The organism is Paenibacillus sp. J31TS4 (assembly GCF_018403265.1).
Lineage (GTDB): Bacteria > Bacillota > Bacilli > Paenibacillales > NBRC-103111 > J31TS4.
Genome location: NZ_BOSI01000001.1, coordinates 1,598,084 through 1,614,652, shown reverse-complemented (window position 1 = coordinate 1,614,652; position 16,569 = coordinate 1,598,084). Strand labels below are relative to the sequence as shown.

The 16,569-nt window shown below is 60.1% G+C and carries 15 protein-coding genes; 12 read left to right on the top strand and 3 right to left on the bottom strand.

The features are described 5' to 3' along the window. The first annotated feature begins 117 nt into the window (after positions 1-117). The 10 genes from KJS47_RS07460 to KJS47_RS07415 all read left to right on the top strand — a co-directional run bounded on the left by KJS47_RS07460 (position 118) and on the right by KJS47_RS07415 (position 9,748). Positions 118-306, top strand: a complete 189-nt coding sequence (locus KJS47_RS07460; RefSeq protein WP_213524098.1) for a glutamate decarboxylase — start codon at positions 118-120, stop codon at positions 304-306. A gap of 33 nt (positions 307-339) precedes the next feature. Beyond that, a complete protein-coding gene (gene accD / locus KJS47_RS07455; protein ID WP_213524096.1) occupies positions 340-1,209 on the top strand; it encodes an acetyl-CoA carboxylase, carboxyltransferase subunit beta in 870 nt (289 codons plus the stop codon). Beyond that, positions 1,199-2,161 carry an acetyl-CoA carboxylase carboxyl transferase subunit alpha gene (gene accA / locus KJS47_RS07450; RefSeq protein WP_213524094.1) on the top strand — a complete coding sequence of 321 codons (963 nt, stop codon included), beginning with the start codon at positions 1,199-1,201 and terminating at the stop codon, positions 2,159-2,161. Before accD ends, accA begins: the two co-directional genes overlap by 11 nt. An 83-nt stretch (positions 2,162-2,244) precedes the next feature. Then, positions 2,245-3,999, top strand: a complete 1,755-nt coding sequence (pyk, locus tag KJS47_RS07445) for a pyruvate kinase (protein ID WP_213524092.1) — start codon at positions 2,245-2,247, stop codon at positions 3,997-3,999. Positions 4,000-4,401: 402 nt separating this feature from the next. Further along, positions 4,402-4,905 carry an acyl-CoA thioesterase gene (locus KJS47_RS07440; RefSeq protein ID WP_213524090.1) on the top strand — a complete coding sequence of 168 codons (504 nt, stop codon included), beginning with the start codon at positions 4,402-4,404 and terminating at the stop codon, positions 4,903-4,905. After that, positions 4,902-5,303 (top strand): FxsA family protein, encoded by a 402-nt coding sequence (locus KJS47_RS07435; RefSeq protein WP_213524088.1) that lies wholly within the window; start codon positions 4,902-4,904, stop codon positions 5,301-5,303. The genes KJS47_RS07440 and KJS47_RS07435 overlap by 4 nt, the downstream gene beginning before the upstream one ends. 392 nt (positions 5,304-5,695) lie before the next feature. Then, positions 5,696-6,808, top strand: coding sequence for a citrate synthase (gene citZ / locus KJS47_RS07430; RefSeq protein ID WP_213524086.1), 1,113 nt, complete (start codon positions 5,696-5,698; stop codon positions 6,806-6,808). A gap of 197 nt (positions 6,809-7,005) precedes the next feature. Further along, a complete protein-coding gene (gene icd, locus KJS47_RS07425) occupies positions 7,006-8,301 on the top strand; it encodes an NADP-dependent isocitrate dehydrogenase (RefSeq protein ID WP_213524084.1) in 1,296 nt (431 codons plus the stop codon). 105 nt (positions 8,302-8,406) lie between these two features. Beyond that, positions 8,407-9,348, top strand: coding sequence for a malate dehydrogenase (gene mdh, locus KJS47_RS07420; RefSeq protein WP_213524082.1), 942 nt, complete (start codon positions 8,407-8,409; stop codon positions 9,346-9,348). 193 nt (positions 9,349-9,541) lie between these two features. Further along, a complete protein-coding gene (locus KJS47_RS07415; protein WP_213524080.1) occupies positions 9,542-9,748 on the top strand; it encodes a hypothetical protein in 207 nt (68 codons plus the stop codon). A gap of 184 nt (positions 9,749-9,932) precedes the next feature. Here the strand turns inward: KJS47_RS07415 and yfbR are convergent, their stop codons facing one another. Together yfbR and KJS47_RS07405 are read right to left on the bottom strand one after the other, a co-directional pair. After that, on the bottom strand, positions 9,933-10,520 hold the full coding sequence (yfbR, locus tag KJS47_RS07410) for a 5'-deoxynucleotidase (protein ID WP_213524078.1): 588 nt from the start codon (positions 10,518-10,520) through the stop codon (positions 9,933-9,935). A 74-nt stretch (positions 10,521-10,594) separates the two neighbouring features. Beyond that, the gene (locus KJS47_RS07405; protein WP_213524076.1) at positions 10,595-11,788 is read right to left on the bottom strand and encodes a polysaccharide deacetylase family protein; all 1,194 of its coding nucleotides are present in this window, start codon (positions 11,786-11,788) and stop codon (positions 10,595-10,597) included. A gap of 168 nt (positions 11,789-11,956) precedes the next feature. Here KJS47_RS07405 and KJS47_RS07400 point away from each other — a divergent pair, with 168 nt between their 5' ends. Next, positions 11,957-13,498, top strand: a complete 1,542-nt coding sequence (locus KJS47_RS07400) for a fumarate hydratase (RefSeq protein ID WP_213524074.1) — start codon at positions 11,957-11,959, stop codon at positions 13,496-13,498. A 442-nt stretch (positions 13,499-13,940) separates the two neighbouring features. On the opposite strand, the gene KJS47_RS07395 is transcribed toward KJS47_RS07400, so the two are convergent. Next, the gene (locus KJS47_RS07395) at positions 13,941-14,462 is read right to left on the bottom strand and encodes a YoqH family protein (RefSeq protein ID WP_213524072.1); all 522 of its coding nucleotides are present in this window, start codon (positions 14,460-14,462) and stop codon (positions 13,941-13,943) included. A gap of 207 nt (positions 14,463-14,669) precedes the next feature. Between KJS47_RS07395 and pnpS the strand changes: the two genes are divergently transcribed. Further along, positions 14,670-16,490, top strand: coding sequence for a two-component system histidine kinase PnpS (gene pnpS, locus KJS47_RS07390; protein WP_213524070.1), 1,821 nt, complete (start codon positions 14,670-14,672; stop codon positions 16,488-16,490). The last annotated feature ends 79 nt before the right edge of the window (positions 16,491-16,569 follow it).

The following is a 16,569-nucleotide window of genomic DNA, read 5'->3' as shown; positions in this document are numbered from 1 at the left end:
TGGCGAACCGGGTTCTTCCTGATTCTGCAGCCCTATGCTGTGTTGCGATAAAAAGTGGACATGTGTTATCATTATTCCATTGTATGGGCATTTGAAGCAGGTAGGAGGGTTCTTATCATGTGGACGGTTATTTACATTGCCCCGACCGTCAAGATTGCCGATCGCATCAAGCAAACATTGACAGAGGAAGGGTTCCTTGTGCAGACAAGGGCGATCAGCATGACGAAGAACCAGTTCGAGATCCTCGTTCCCGAGGGGGAGCTGGAAGAGGTCCAGGAAGTGTTAAATACCATTCTTCATCGATAATGCCTGCTAACTGACGCCTTGTGAGGTGGAAACGTGCTTAAAGATATTTTCCAGAAGAAGAAGAAGTACGCCACGATCCCGTCTGAGAAGACGAAGCGCGATATTCCCGAAGGGATTGCCAATAAATGCCCACGGTGCGGAACGATCCAATTCAGCATGGAATTGGACAAAAACCTTAAGGTTTGTTCCTCCTGCGGGTATCATTTTATTTTAAACGGGTTGGAACGGGTCCGCATGACGCTGGACGACGGCCGGCTGTTCGAATTCGACAGTGACATGATCTCGGCCGACCCGCTCGGCTTCCCCGGCTATCCCGAGAAAATCAAGAAAATGCGCGAGAAAACCGGGAGTAATGACGCGGTTCTGACAGGAGAAGGCACCATTGGCGGCTTCCCCGTCGTCGTATGCGTCATGAGCTTCGAATTTTTCACCGGATCGCTCGGCAGCGTGGTCGGCGAGAAAATCGCCCGCGCCGTCGAAGTGGCTATGCAGAAGAAGTACCCAGTCATCATCTTCTCGACATCGGGCGGCGCGAGAATGCAGGAGAGCATCCTCGCCCTGATGCAGATGGCCAAAACGAGCGCCGTTTTGGGGCGCTTTCAGGAGAACGGCGGGCTGTACATCTCCGTGCTGACGGACCCGACTCTCGGAGGCGTCAGCGCAAGCTTCGCCATGCTCGGCGACTACATACTGGCCGAACCGGGGACGATTATCGGCTTTGCGGGACGGCGCGTCATCGAACAAACCATCCGGCAGAAGCTGCCGGACAACTTCCAGACGGCGGAGTTTAACTTGGCGCACGGCCAGTTGGACCGGGTGGTACACCGCAAGGAGATGCGGTCGACGCTTACCCGGATTTTAGACATGCACACAGTAAAGGGGGTTGCCTCCGATGGCAGGTGATTTGCCATTTGAACAGCCTCTTGCCGAGCTGCGGGCCAAGATCGAGGAGCTTCGCCGGTTCGGGAACGAGAAGAACATCGACTTCGCGGACGAGATTCTCCGGCTCGAGGAGAGGTACCAGAAGCTCGAAGAGGAGATCTACGACAATTTGACGGTGCAGCACCGGATGCAGATCGCCCGGTTTCCGCAGCGGCCTACGACGCTCGATTATATCCAGGCGGTCTTCACGGACTTTCTTGAGCTGCACGGTGACCGCCTCTACGGAGACGATCTCGCGATCGTCGGCGGCATTGCGCGGCTGAACGGCGTCCCCGTGACTGTCGTCGGCCATCAGAAGGGCAAGGATACCAAAGATAACATCGCGCGTAACTTTGGGATGCCGCACCCGGAGGGCTTCCGCAAGGCGCTGCGTCTCATGAAGCAGGCGGACAAGTTCCACCGGCCGATCGTCACCTTTATTGACACGTCCGGCGCTTACCCGGGCGGCTCTGCCGAGGAGCGGGGACAGGCGGAGGCGATCGCCCGCAACCTGCTTGAGATGGCGGGCTTCCGCGTGCCGGTTATCTGCGTCATTATCGGCGAAGGCGGCAGCGGCGGCGCTCTCGCGCTCGGCGTCGGGAACCGCGTCCTCATGCTTGAGAATGCGATCTACTCCGTTATCTCGCCGGAAGGGGCCGCCTCCATCCTGTTCAAGGATGCGAGCAAGTCTCTCCAGGCGGCGCAGACGATGAAGATCACGGCTAGAGACATTCTGGAGCTCGGCGTCATCGACGGCATCATCCCGGAACCGCGGGGCGGCTCGCACCGGAGCCTGGAGGAGCAGGCGGCCTTTATCAAGGACGCGCTTTGGACGCATCTGCAGGAGCTGCTCGGCCTGTGTGGAGACGAGCTGCAGGAGCAGCGGTACCAAAAATTCCGGTCAATTGGCGCCTATACGTTTGACCGGCCTTGATTTGGTTTTAACTAGAAAGGGAAGACCAACCGCGGCCGCTCGTTCCCGGGCCTCCGCGGCTTGACTATACAGGAGGACTAACCATGCGCAAATCCAAGATTGTCTGTACCATCGGGCCCGCCAGCGAATCGCCCGACATGCTCCGCAAGCTGATGAAGGCGGGCATGAACGTCGCCCGCCTCAATTTTTCCCACGGCGACTATGAGGAGCACGGCGGCCGCATCCGGAATATCCGAGAGGCGTCCCAGGAGATGAACAAGCCGATCGCGCTGCTGCTCGACACCAAAGGCCCGGAGATCCGGACCGGCAAGCTGAAGCAAGAGCCGATCGAGCTCATCCAGGACGAGACGATCGTTCTTACGACCGAAGAGATTCTGGGCGACCGTTCCCGCATCTCCGTCACCTATAAAGAACTGCCGGGCGATGTAGAGCCCGGTTCGACGATTCTGATCGATGACGGCCTGATCGGCCTCAAGGTGCTGAAGGTGGAGGGCACCGAGATCGAATGCCGCGTCGTAAACGGCGGCCAGATCAAGAGCAAGAAGGGTGTCAACGTCCCGGGCGTAAAGATCTCGCTTCCTGGGATTACCGAGAAGGACGCCAGCGACATTGTGTTCGGTATCGAGCAGGGCGTCGATTTCATCGCCGCTTCCTTCGTGCGCAAGGCTAGCGACGTTCTGGAGATCCGCGAGCTGCTCGAAAAGCATGACGCGACGCACATCCAGATCATCTCCAAGATCGAGAACCAAGAGGGCGTGGACAACCTCGACGAGATTCTCGAAGTCTCCGACGGCCTCATGGTCGCCCGCGGCGACCTCGGCGTCGAGATTCCGGCGGAGGAAGTGCCGCTCGTTCAGAAGACGATCATCAGCAAGTGCAACCATTTCGGCAAGCCGGTTATCACGGCTACGCAAATGCTGGATTCGATGCAGCGCAATCCGCGTCCGACCCGCGCCGAAGCGAACGACGTCGCCAACGCGATCTTCGACGGCACCGACGCGATCATGCTGTCCGGCGAGACGGCTGCGGGCAAATACCCGGTCGAATCGGTAGAGACGATGGCACGCATCGCCGAGCGGGCGGAATCCGCGCTGCAGCACCGGGAGATCTTCCTGAAGCAGAGCTACGCCCAGCAGACGACCGTTACCGAAGCGATCAGCCAGGCGGTAGCGAACGCGGCGCTCGACCTGCATGCCAAAGCGATTGTCACACCGACGGAGAGCGGCTATACGGCCCGGATGGTCTCCAAGTATCGGCCTGCTGCACCAATCATCGCCTACACCCGCTCCGAGCGGATTATGCGCCGGATGGCTCTGGTATGGGGCGTTATTCCGGTGAAGGGCGAGGAAGCGAAGACAACCGACGAAATGATCGAGATGGCAGTTGAGGCAGGGACCCGGCAGGACTTGTTCCGCCTCGGAGACCTCGTCATCCTGACCGCCGGCGTGCCGGTCGGCCAGTCGGGCGCTACCAACCTGATCAAGGTCCACCATGTCGGCAAGCTCATCGCACAAGGCCAGGGCATCGGCTCGCTGAGCGCGACAGGCAAGGTTGTGGTTGCCCATTCGCCGGAGGAAGCGGTCGAGAAGACGGAGCAGGGCGATATTCTCGTCACCGTGTCGACGGACCGTGAATACATGCCGGCGATCGAGAAGGCGTCGGCGGTCATCACCGAGACCGGCGGCATCACTTCGCATGCGGCAGTCGTCTGCCTCAGCCTGGGCATCCCGGTGGTCATCGGCGTCGACAAGGCGACCGAGAAGCTGTCCGACGGTATGGAAGCGACTGTTTACGCCGAGCAAGGGGTCATCTATTCCGGCAAAGCGAACGTCTTGTAAGGGAATCCGGCTGCGGGAGCTTCGTCTTCCCGGCCTTTCATCAAATTCCGCATAGAGAACCGTCCCGATCGGAACGGAGGCCCAACCGTTAGCCACGAGCTACCTTTGGAGGCGCCGCCGTAGGGGCGGTTTTTTGGTTGGTCCAGGGGCGCCCGGGAGGGAGCCAATGCCGGCCGTCAAGTCGAGAAGAAGCCGCCGGGACAGCGATCCGGGTTGCGGGTCCTTCCGCCACCTCTGTGGAACGTAGATAACCTGACATGCTAGGGGAGAGAAGAGGCTGGATAACTCTTGGGCTATTGACGAACCCTAGCGAAGGACGGCGGCGGTCCGCCAGCATTTTCTTCTTTCCGGCAATGTATGGTATGCTAGGAAAGGATACAGGGCAGCAAGGAGGAGCGAGCAATGTGGTTCAAGCACCAAATTCGGGTGCGTTATGAGGAGACGGACCAGATGGGCGTCGTCTACCACGCGAATTATCTGACATGGTTCGAGATCGGAAGAACGGAGCTGATTCGGGCGGCGGGCGTTCCGTACCGGACGTTTGAGGAGCGAGGACTCCTGCTGCCGCTCATCGAGGCGGAGCAGGCGTTTCGGAAGCCTGCCCGGTACGACGACATTGTCAGCCTGTATACGCGGGTGGCGGCGGCAACCGGACGGATGCTTGAATTTGAATCCCAGGTTCGCCTCGAGACCGGTGCCGGCGATCCGGCAGGGGCAACCGGGGAAACGCCGGGCACTTTGCTTCGTTCCGAGCCGGTAGACGAGCCGGCGGGTGAGCTCTTGGTGAGCGGACGAACGCGGCATATCTGGGTGAACGCAGAGTGGAAGCCGGTTCGCCTGGATAAGCGGGAGCCGGAGCTCTTCGGCCTGCTCGGCAAACTGAGCGGAAGCGAGGGAGTCCAATGAGGCGCATTGGACGGCTGCCCCTGCTGCTTCTGCTCTTTCCGGCGCTTGAGCTCGTCGTGCTGTACCTGGTCGGCCGCTGGATCGGCGGATGGCCGACCTTGGTGCTGCTGCTCGTATCGGCCCTTGCCGGAGCGCTGCTCGTGAAACGGGAAGCCCGCAAAGCCTGGCAGTTCGCGAAGCTCCAATGGGCGAGCGGGCAGATGCCGGGACAGGCTTTGCTGGACGGCATGTGCCTGTTCGCGGGAGGCGTGCTGCTCATCGTGCCGGGCTTCCTAAGCGACCTGATCGGTCTCTTCCTTGTTCTGCCCTTTACGCGGCCGCTGGCCAAAGCTTGGCTGCTGCTTCTGCTGCGCAGGCTGTTCGAGCGCGGCCAGGCGAGAATCTTCATCCGCCGCTAAGGCGGGCGTCGAAAACGGACGCAGGGTCTTCCGTACCGAACTAGCTTCGAGATAGAACCGCCGACCTGCCGGACAAGTCTGTGAAGGGACGAGCCCGATGAAAGCCGGACAAGTTTGTGAAGGGACGAGAGCAACAGGATGCGTGTAAGCTCCCTTTCTGGGGGAAATTTGCAGAAATCCAGAATAATTTCGTCCCTTTGGCAAAACCTTCTAGGGGGGCGGCGTCGATACATACGCTAGTCCCCTCTGGTGCGAAAAATGCTTTATGAGCCGATAATGAAGTTTTATGAGAGCGGAGTTCACTTCTTCGACAAAATCCTTTAAGATTAACAGAGGAAAGTGATAAATGTTATTTATAATTCGCTTACTATAGGTTAAAGGAGAGATGAAGGATGACGGCAACCAAAGGTTTGGAAGGAATCGTCGCCACAACGTCCTCGATCAGCTCGATCATCGACGGTGTACTCACATATCGCGGCATCAACATCGATGATCTGGCGGAGCAGGCAAGCTTCGAAGAAGTGGTCTACCTGCTGTGGTTCGGCAAGCTGCCGACCCAATCCGAGCTCGATCAGCTGAACAAGGACCTCGTGGAGAACGCGGCAGTTCCTTCCCAGATCCTCGAACAGCTCAAGATGTATCCGAAGGGCGTCAACTCGATGGCAGCACTCCGTACCGCTATTTCGAGCCTGGCGCTGTACGACAAGGAAGCTAACGAGATGAGCAGGGAGGCGAACGTGCGCAAAGCGATCCGTCTGCAGGCGCAGGTCGGCACGATCGTAGCTGCCTTTGCGCGCATTCGCGAAGGCAAAGAGCCGATCGCTCCGAAGAGCGGCGTATCTCTTGCCCATAACTTCCTTTATATGCTGACCGGCGAGCAGCCGGAGGACATCGCGGTAGAAGCATTGAACAAGGCTCTCGTGCTTCATGCCGACCATGAGCTGAACGCCTCTACGTTCGCGGCCCGCGTAACCGTTGCGACGTTGTCCGACATTTACTCGGGAATCACTTCCGCCATCGGCGCCCTGAAGGGACCGCTGCACGGCGGCGCGAACGAAGCGGTTATGGCCATGCTCGAAGAAATCGGCACGGCCGACAATGTCGAGTCTTACGTCAACCGCAAGCTCGAGAATAAGGAGAAGCTGATGGGCTTCGGCCACCGTGTCTACAAGAACGGCGACCCGCGCGCGAAGCATCTGATGAAGATGTCCGAGGAGCTCGGCAAGATCACGGGCAACATGAACTGGTTCAACATGTCCACCCAGATCGAAGAGCTCGTGACGAGCAAGAAGGGACTGAAGCCGAACGTCGACTTCTATTCCGCTTCCGTCTACACTTCGCTCCGCATCCCGCGCGACCTGTTCACACCGATCTTCGCGATCAGCCGGATGTCCGGATGGACCGCCCATATTCTCGAGCAGTATGAGAATAACCGTCTCATCCGTCCTCGCGCCGAATACACCGGTCCGGCTACTGCTCCATACGTGCCGATCGAGAAGCGTTAATCCGGCTGCCGGACAACCCGGCCCATACGCGTCCCTCTGTCCGGCCCGAGTATCACCCGGCCGCCGGACGAGGCTCCGCCTGCCGCCCAGCCGCCAAACGGGTCCGGTCTTCCGGCTTCCCGTTTGCTCTTGCGCGGATCCATATAGCATTCGATGCGGGTTTCCGCATCCCAATCCCTATTGAGGAGGATTCATTCATGGCTCAATTCGAACAATATGCACAACCGACCGAGGGAGAGCGCATTACGATTAAGGACAGCGCGCTTCAGGTTCCTAACAACCCGGTGATTCCGTTCATCGAAGGCGACGGCACCGGCCGCGATATCTGGAAGGCATCCAAGCGCGTTCTGGATGCTGCTGTCGAGAAAGCTTACAACGGCGAAAAGAAAATCGCCTGGTACGAAGTGTTCGCAGGCGAAAAAGCCTTCAATAAATTCAACAACTGGCTGCCGAGCGACACGCTGACCGCCATCCGCGAGTACATCGTCGCCATCAAAGGCCCGCTGACCACTCCGGTAGGCGGCGGCATCCGTTCCCTGAACGTGGCGCTTCGCCAGGAGCTCGACCTGTACACCTGCCTGCGTCCGGTTCGCTACTTCGACGGCGTTCCGTCGCCGGTTAAGCGTCCGGAGCTCGTCGACATGGTTATCTTCCGTGAGAACACAGAGGACATCTATGCCGGCATCGAGTACCAGGAAGGTTCTGCGGAAGTGAAGAAAGTGATCGAGTTCCTGCAGAACGAAATGGGCGTGAACAAAATCCGCTTCCCGGAAACGTCCGGTATCGGCATCAAGCCGGTTTCCCGCGAAGGCTCGACCCGCCTGATCCGTGCAGCGATCGAATACGCGATCAAGCATGGACGCAAGAGCGTAACGCTCGTGCACAAGGGCAACATCATGAAATACACCGAGGGTGCGTTCAAAAACTGGGGCTATGAGCTGGCCGAGCAAGAGTTCGGCGACAAGGTCTTCACTTGGGCGCAATACGACCGCATCAAGGAAGAGCAAGGAGCCGATGCGGCGAACCAAGCGCAAAAGGTTGCCGAAGACGCAGGCAAGATCATCGTGAAGGACGCCATCGCCGACATCGCGCTGCAGCAAGTGCTGACGCGCCCGACGGACTTCGACGTCATCGCGACGCTGAACCTGAACGGCGACTACCTGTCCGACGCACTGGCTGCCCAAGTCGGCGGCATCGGCATCGCACCTGGTGCCAACATCAACTACGTGACCGGCCACGCGATCTTCGAAGCTACGCACGGTACTGCTCCGAAGTATGCGGACAAGGACGTCGTGAACCCGGGCTCCGTTATTCTGTCCGGCGTCATGATGCTCGAGCACCTCGGCTGGCAGGAAGCGGCTGACCTCATCTACAAAGGGATGAGCACTGCGATCAACAACAAAACAGTTACTTACGATTTCGCCCGTCTGATGGAAGGGGCCACTCAAGTGAAGTGCTCCGAATTCGCCGACGAAATCATTAAGCACCTGTAAACGGACGCTGCTATGTGAGAAGGACGCTGCCCATCGGGCAGTGTCCTTCGTACCATTGCCGACCGGCATGCGGGCTACCTACACATACAAGGAGGAAGTTCAATCATGGCTATTCGTCGTAAAAAGTTGACGGTCGTCGGTGCAGGCTTCACCGGAGCAACCACCGCTCTTATGCTCGCTCAAAAAGAGCTCGGGGACGTCGTGCTGATCGACATTCCGCAGCTCGAAAACCCTACAAAGGGCAAAGCGTTAGACATGATGGAGGCAAGCCCGGTTCAGGGCTTCGATGCCACCATCATCGGCACCTCCAGCTATGAAGACGCCAAAGATTCGGACATCGTCATCATCACCGCAGGGATCGCCCGCAAGCCCGGCATGAGCCGCGACGACCTCGTGAACACCAACGCCGGTATCATGAAGAGCGTCTGCGAGAACGTGAAGCAGGTAGCGCCGGAGGCCATCGTCCTCATCCTCAGCAACCCGGTTGACGCGATGACCTACGTGGCCTACCAGACGCTCGGCTTCCCGAAAAACCGTGTCATCGGCCAGTCCGGCGTGCTCGATACCGCCCGCTACTGCACCTTCATCGCGCAGGAGCTGAACGTCTCGGTAGAAGACGTCCGCGGCTTCGTGCTCGGCGGCCACGGCGACGACATGGTTCCGCTCGTCCGTTACTCCAACGTCGGCGGCATCCCGATCGAGAAGCTTATCCCGGCCGACCGCATCGAGGCTATCGTTCAGCGCACGCGCACGGGCGGCGGCGAGATCGTCAACCTGCTCGGCAACGGCTCGGCCTACTACGCGCCGGCGGCTTCGCTCGTCCAGATGACCGAAGCGATCGTGAAGGACAAGAAGCGGGTTCTCCCCGCCATCGCCCTTCTCGAAGGCGAGTACGGCTACGACAACCTCTTCATGGGCGTCCCGACGCTGCTCGGCGGCGGCGGCATCGAGAAGGTGTTCGAGCTCGAGCTGACCGGCGAAGAGAAGGCCGCTCTCGACAAATCGGCGGAATCGGTTCGCCAAGTCATCAAAGTGGTGCAAGGCTAACGCGTTCGACTGAGGAGCGCGGCTGTGTTCCCCTCATAAGCGAAAAGCTTCCCGTTTTCGGACGGGAAGCTTTTTTTGTTGCCGGCTCGTTTCACGGGGAACCGTAAAGGGGTAAAGATTACTTAACTCCCTCCAGCTGGCTGGCTTGCAAAAGCGGCTGAGCGGGAGACCACGAACGATGAGGTGAAAGGCTATGGCTTTGATAGTATCCTGCCGATCCGGTCGCACGGGGAGCACCCTCTCGGCCGACCTGCAGGAATGGGAGGCATTCCGGAAGGCGCAGGCCGAGCTGGGACAGCCCGTGAATATGAGCGATTGGGACAAGCTCCAAGTGCAGTTTGCCGAATGGCGGCAGGCATCGGCAGCGGCGGTGGAGCCGACGCGGACCGAGCTGGTCTAGCTGCCAATAGGAAGAGGAGCTTGGCGCCGACAGAACCTGGAAGGAAGAACAGACAACGTTTAGTAAGACTTTATCGAACCCAAGCTTTTCCCTGGGAGGCTCGCTCGTAACAGCCGTTCGAGATATTGCAAAGGGAAGGACCCGCGAAGCCGGGGCCTTCCCTTTTTATTGCTGCCCTGTCTCGCTAATCGGACAGCTCGTCCAGCGTTTTCTCGAGGCTCGGAGCGAGATGCTCCAGAAAGTAGCGGACCTCGTCCGATTCCAGCGCTGCGAGCGACTGCCCGATCTGCGTCTTGGCGACGGCGAACTCGCGATTGCCCGCCGACAGCTCGGTCGCGCATTTGATGTAGGCGTCGAGCAGATCGGCCGCCTTGATCATCCGCCGCAGCTCGGCATCGGCCGGGTCCGCGTCCGAGAGAAGCGGAGCGTAGGCCGATTGGAGCGCGGGGGGCAGCGTCCCCTGCAGCCTGTCCCCGGCAAGCCGCTCGATCTCCCGGAACGCAGACAGAATGTCGGCGTTCTGGTGCTTGACCGGGGTCGGAATGTCGCCGGTGAACACCTCCGTGGCGTCATGGAACAGCGCCATCGAGACGGCGCGGTCCACGGGCAGCGACCGGCCGAACACCTCGTTGCCGATCGTGCAGAGCGCATGGGTAAGCAGAGCGACGTGGAACGAATGCTCCGCCACGCTTTCCCGGACGGTATTGCGCATCAGGCTCCATCTTTCGATATAACGGAGACGATACATATAGGCAAAGAAATGAGCGTGCATTCTGCCAGCCTCCTTTATGGCGGTGGATGAGGGACAAGAAAAGGCGGTAAGGGACAAAAAAAGACCGGCCGGCGCTAGGGGCCGGACCGGCTTGCGGGTTGGCTCATCTTGTCGCTGCCGATCTCGCTGTGCGTCGGCAGCTGGGTCGTGAACGTCTTGGTAACGGGATCGAGGCTGATCCTTACGCCCAAAATGCGTTCCAGGTCGGTCAGCGAAATTTGTGTGCGCTTGTGGGAAACCTTGAGCGGCCTCTCGATCTCGAACGTCTCGCCGTTCGATTCAACGGTCCGGCTGTTCGGCTCAAGCTTCCAGCTGCTGCCGTTGTACTCGATGACCAGGCGGCCGTCGGCCGGGTCCTTGGTCAAATCGCCGCCGATCTGCTCCAGCGTGTCACGCAGGCTTACCTTCTCGTACGGATGGTTCGTCACGGTGACCCGCCGCAGGATCATATTGTGCAGGCTCTCGGGCGTGATGTACGGACTGCCGGCGTTGATCCGCGGAAGGTTGAGCGGGTTGGCGCCGCGGGTGACCATCTTGGGCAGAATCGTGAAGGCGTACTTGATGCCGCCTTCCTGGACATATTGCGCGGCCTGTTCGTTGAAGATGCCGAACGGATACGCCAGCGAGTCGATCGGCGCGTCGTACAGGCCGTCAAGGCTTCCGACGCATGCCTTGGTGTCGTTCACGATGCGCTGGTGATACTCCTCGTCGGTCTCCAGCGTGCCGTTTGCCGTCTTCAGCTTGTTGGTCATGCGGGCTTTGCCGTCGGTCTTCTCGTGCAGGTCGTTCGTGTGGCACTGGGCATCGATGCCGGAGAATTCGCTCGTCATCTGCCGGATTTCGTCTCGCGACAGCGAAGGAATGTAGCTGGCCTGCGGATCGGCCAAATCCTTGGTGATGATGAAGTTGACAGCCGGAATGGTTTTTTCCTTCAGGATGGGATAGGCGTTCTTGTAGAAGCTCTCATATCCGTCGTCGAAGGTGACCAGGACGGCGTTGTCCGGTACGGGCGCGCCGCCGAGGAACCGCTTGAATTCAGCCAGGCTGATAAAGTTGTAGCCCTTGTCTGTCAAATAGGTCAGCTGGTCGCGAAAGAGCTTGGACGTAATCGTCCCCGAGCTCTCATCCGTGTCGTGTACATGGTGGTACATCAGCACCGCCACCTGGTCGCTGTAATACTCCTTGGGCTTGAAGGCGCTGAGAGTGGAGATAAGCAGCGTGAGGCCGATGACGGCCAGCAGCGCGCTGCGGATAAGAATACGAATCATAATGGATCCTTTCGGTTGAGCTTTCCGGATACCTCGTCCTGCTTGTTCTATGCTATAATGAGGAGTGGAAATCCGACTCTCCCCATGGAGGAATCTAGCAATGTTTGCTAGCAACGTCCTAATTATACGGGTTCAAGGGCGGAATGACAATGAGAGGAGTCCTAGAAAATGCAGCATTTTCAGGAGAGTGTCTACAAACTGATCGTCGAAACGTCGACTAATTTGCCTAATGATGTGCGGGAGGCTGTGAAGCTGGCGCGCGAGAAAGAAGACCAGGGGACGCGCGCGGCGCTGTCGCTGTCGACGATCGCTGACAATATTGAAATGGCGGAGTGCAACGTATCTCCGATTTGCCAGGATACCGGCATGCCGACGTTCGTCGTGCATACGCCGGTCGGCGCCAACCAGATTGTGATGAAGAAGCAGATCCTCGAGGCGATCCGCCAGGCGACCAAGGACGCCAAGCTGCGTCCGAACTCGGTGGATTCGCTGACCGGCGCGAACAGCGGGGACAACCTCGGTCCGGGCACCCCGGTCATCCACTTCGAGCAGTGGGAGCGCGACGATGTGGAGATCAAGCTCATCCTGAAGGGCGGCGGCTGCGAGAACAAGAACATCCAGTACAGCCTGCCGATGGAGCTTGAGGGCCTCGGCAAAGCGGGACGCGATCTTGACGGCATCCGCAAGTGCATCCTGCACGCAGTCTACCAGGCCCAGGGACAGGGCTGCAGCGCGGGCTTTATTGGCGTGGGCATCGGCGGCGACCGGACAACCGGGTACGAGCTGGCCAAGCAGCAGCTGTTCCGCGAAGTGAACGATGTGAACCCGAACGAAGATCTGCGCAAGCTCGAAGAGTATGTGCTCGAGACGGCGAACCAGTTCGGCATCGGCACGATGGGCTTCGGCGGCCAGGTGACGCTGCTCGGCTGCAAGGTAGGCGTTATGAACCGGCTGCCGGCGAGCTTCTTCGTCTCGGTTGCTTATAACTGCTGGGCTTACCGTCGCCAAGGCGTCATCCTCGACGGCCAGACCGGCGAGATCAAGGAATGGCAGTACCAGGGCAACGGCAAGATCAGCGTGAAGGACGAAGCGGACCAGTCGGCGGCAGCCGCCCAGCCGGGCGAGCGGCGCGAGGTCGTGCTGACGACGCCGATTACCGAGGAGCAAGTTCGCCAGCTGAAGGTGGGCGACGTCGTCATCATCAACGGCCTCATGCATACCGGCCGCGACGCGCTGCACAAGTACCTGATGGACCATGACTCTCCGGTCGATCTGAACGGCTCGGTCATCTATCACTGCGGGCCGGTTATGGCGAAGGACGAGAACGGCGAATGGACCGTCAAGGCGGCCGGCCCGACGACCAGCATCCGCGAGGAGCCGTATCAGGGCGACATTCTGAAGAAATTCGGCATCCGCGCCGTCATCGGCAAGGGCGGCATGGGACCGAAGACGCTCAAGGCGCTGGGCGAGCACGGGGCTGTGTATCTGAACGCCATCGGCGGCGCGGCACAGTATTATGCCAAGTGCCTGAAAAAGGTGGAGGGCGTCGATTTCATGGAATTCGGCATTCCGGAAGCGATGTGGCATCTGCAAACCGAGGGCTTCGCGGCGATCGTCACGATGGACTCGCACGGCAACAGCCTGCACGCCGATGTGGAGAAGCATTCGCTTGAGAAGCTGTCGGCTCACAAAGAGCCGGTCTTCGCATAGGAGCTCGGGCTCCGTTTCTCCTCTCTCCAGCCACTGGGGGCTCCGCATCCCCTCTCTCCAGCCGCTGCGGGCTCCGCATCCCCTCTCTCCAGCCGCTGCGGGCTCCGCATCCCCTCTCTCCAGCCGCTGTTGCTTTCGGGAATCCTTGATTAGAAGATCGAGGATGATTCCCGAAAGCAAAGGCGGACGCTCCGCTCTTCCGAGAGGGGATGCTCCGCCGGAAGTGTGTAGGGGGCGGGAGGAGATGCTCCGCCGGAAGTGGAGAGGGGATGCTTCCGTCGGAAGCGGAAGGAGCCGTGAGGGCCACTTCGCGGCCAGCCAAACCATATAAAAAAGCCGGACTCTCATCCCGAGAGTCCGGCTTTTTTTGCGTGAGCCGGCGCTGACTCAGCCGCTATGAAGCGGTCGGCCTCCGCCTCAGGAGCCGTCCCGTGCTGCACCGCTACCGGCAAGCTTCGGTCGAGCTCGCGAGCAGGGCGGGCCCCGCGGCGTTCGTCGCCGAATTGTAAGGCCGAACTTCGATCCGCACCTGCTGCCGCGTGGCGGACCCTTCGTCGATCCGCCCGGCCCAGGTCGGAATCTCCGCTTCGGGAGCGGGCGCGAGCGGAAACCGCCAGCTGATCTCGTCGGGCGCGTAGGCGACGCCCTCGTACCGGTCGAACGGCCCAATGCTTGAGGGCGCCGGCAGATGGGACGCCTCAATACGGATGCTCGTGCGCGGGAAGCTCGGCGTCAGGCTCACCTGGTAGATCTCTGCGGCGCCTTCGGCCAGCAGGCTGAGTCCCTCCAGCGGCTGCAGCGCCAGGCTGCACGACTCGGGCAGGAGAGGGACGGGCAGCACCGGATCGGCGGCCGCGGAGGAAGCGCCGAGCAGCAGACCGGTGAGCAGAGCCGCCAGCACTCCCGTCAGCAGACGCGTCGGCGGGGCGGCCTTGTGCGGTGGTGCTAGTCTCTTTCGGTTCATCGTCATCCGTCCTTTCGCGAAGAGAGCTGGAATCGTTAGGATGTGCACCTTTACAAAACCTTAATCTTCGGCTCGCGGCGGGACGGTGGATTTTCCCTGCATGCCGGGTTACGATAAGAGGAAGGAAGTCCGCGGATGCAGCCGCGCCCCTGCCGACAGCCGGCAGGCGAGCCGGCTGCCGGACAAGAGAGAAGCGAGTGAACTTCCATGAACAAATTCCGCAATCGTCTGACCGCTCTATTCGTCCTGTTGATCGGGCTCTCCCTCGCAGGGGCGGGTGTCTTCACGGCGCAATTGATCAAGACGCTCTATATCGAATCGCAGCAGGACAACCTCGCCCGCGAGATCCGGCTGCTGCAGGTGGCGTACCGCTGGGATCTGTACGATGCAGAAGCCTCCCGTCTGAGGGAGTATCAGGACCGCATTGCCTATTTGAAGGAATCGGCAGGCGCCCGGATTACGCTCATCCGAGCCGACGGCACGGTGGTCGGCGATTCCGACCAGCCGCCCGAGACGATGGACAATCACAGCGGGCGCAAAGAAATCGTAGAAGCCAAGGAAGCCGGCATCGGCTATTCGATCCGGCACAGCGCGACGCTGGATGCGGATATGCTGTACGTCGCCCTGCCGCTTCGCGAGCCGGGCGGCGCCATTACCGGCTACATACGCCTAGCCATGGGGCTCGCGCATGTAGATGCCTCGCTCAAGAAGCTGTGGCTGTTCCTGTTCGCGGGACTCGGCGTGCTGACGCTCCTCGCCGGAGTGGTGTCCTACCGGCTCGCGCATGGGCTGACCCGGCCGATCGAGAAGATGATGCGGGTCGCCCGGCAGATCACCAACATGCATTACGGGGCCCGCGTCAAGATTCGCACTCGCGACGAGGTCGGCCAGCTGGGGGCGGCAATCAATACGATGGCGGGCAGCCTGCAGACGCAGATGAACCGCATCCGCAAGGAAGAGGAGCGCCTCAAGAACGTGCTCGAGAACATGCAGAGCGGCGTCATGATGATCGACGCCGGCGGCACGATCGCGCTGCTCAACCGGTCGGGAGAGGAATTCCTCGGCATCTCGACGGGCGAGCTGCTCGGGCGCGAATACGGGGAGGCCCGTATGCCGTTCGAGCTCGCGCAGATGATCCAGGAATGCCTCGATACCCGGCAGCCGGTGCGCGACGAGATGATCGTCTATTACCCCGAGGAGCGCATCCTCGAGGTGTCGCTCAATCCGATCGCGCAGGAGGACGAGGAGGAAGGGACCGGCGCGCTCGTTGTGCTTCACAACATAACGGCCCTCAGGCGGCTGGAACGGGTGCGCAGCGAGTTCGTCGCCAATGTCTCCCATGAGCTCAAGACACCGGTCGCGGCCGTTAAAGGCTTTGCCGAAACGCTGCTCGCCGGCGCGATGAACGATACGGAGACCGCTCGCGCCTTCCTGCAGATTATCTATGACGAGAGCGAGCGTCTGAACCGGCTGATCGGGGACATCCTAGAGCTGTCGAAGATCGAATCGAAGCGCGTGCCGCTCCAGTATTCGCCGGTCGACCTGCCGGAGTTCCTCGCCAAGACGGTTCAGATGATGCAGGCCGAAGCGGACAAAAAGAACATCCGGCTGGAAGCCGCATGCGAGCCGAGCCTGTTCATGGAGGCCGACGAGGACCGGCTCCGCCAAATTCTCATCAATTTGCTGTCCAACGGCATCAATTATACTCCTGAGGGAGGACGCGTCCGGGTGACGGCCGAGCCCGTCCTGCTCGAGAACGGGACAGGGGATTACGACAAGATCCGGATTGCCGTCTCGGATACGGGCATCGGCATTCCGAAGAAGGATTTGCCGCGCATCTTCGAACGCTTCTACCGGGTGGACAAGGCCCGCTCGCGGAGCTCGGGCGGCACGGGTCTCGGTCTGTCGATCGTTAAGCATCTGGTGGAGCTGCATCACGGCACGATTACGGTAGAGAGCGAGCACGGGGCCGGCACGAGGTTCCTAATCGAGCTGCCGGTTGTGCAGGAGCAGCCGGGAAGATTTTAGCAATCGGGCGAAAAAAGAGCTATAATAGAAACGAAGCAACGGGCTCCACCAGGATTACACACAAAGGCGGGAGATGGAA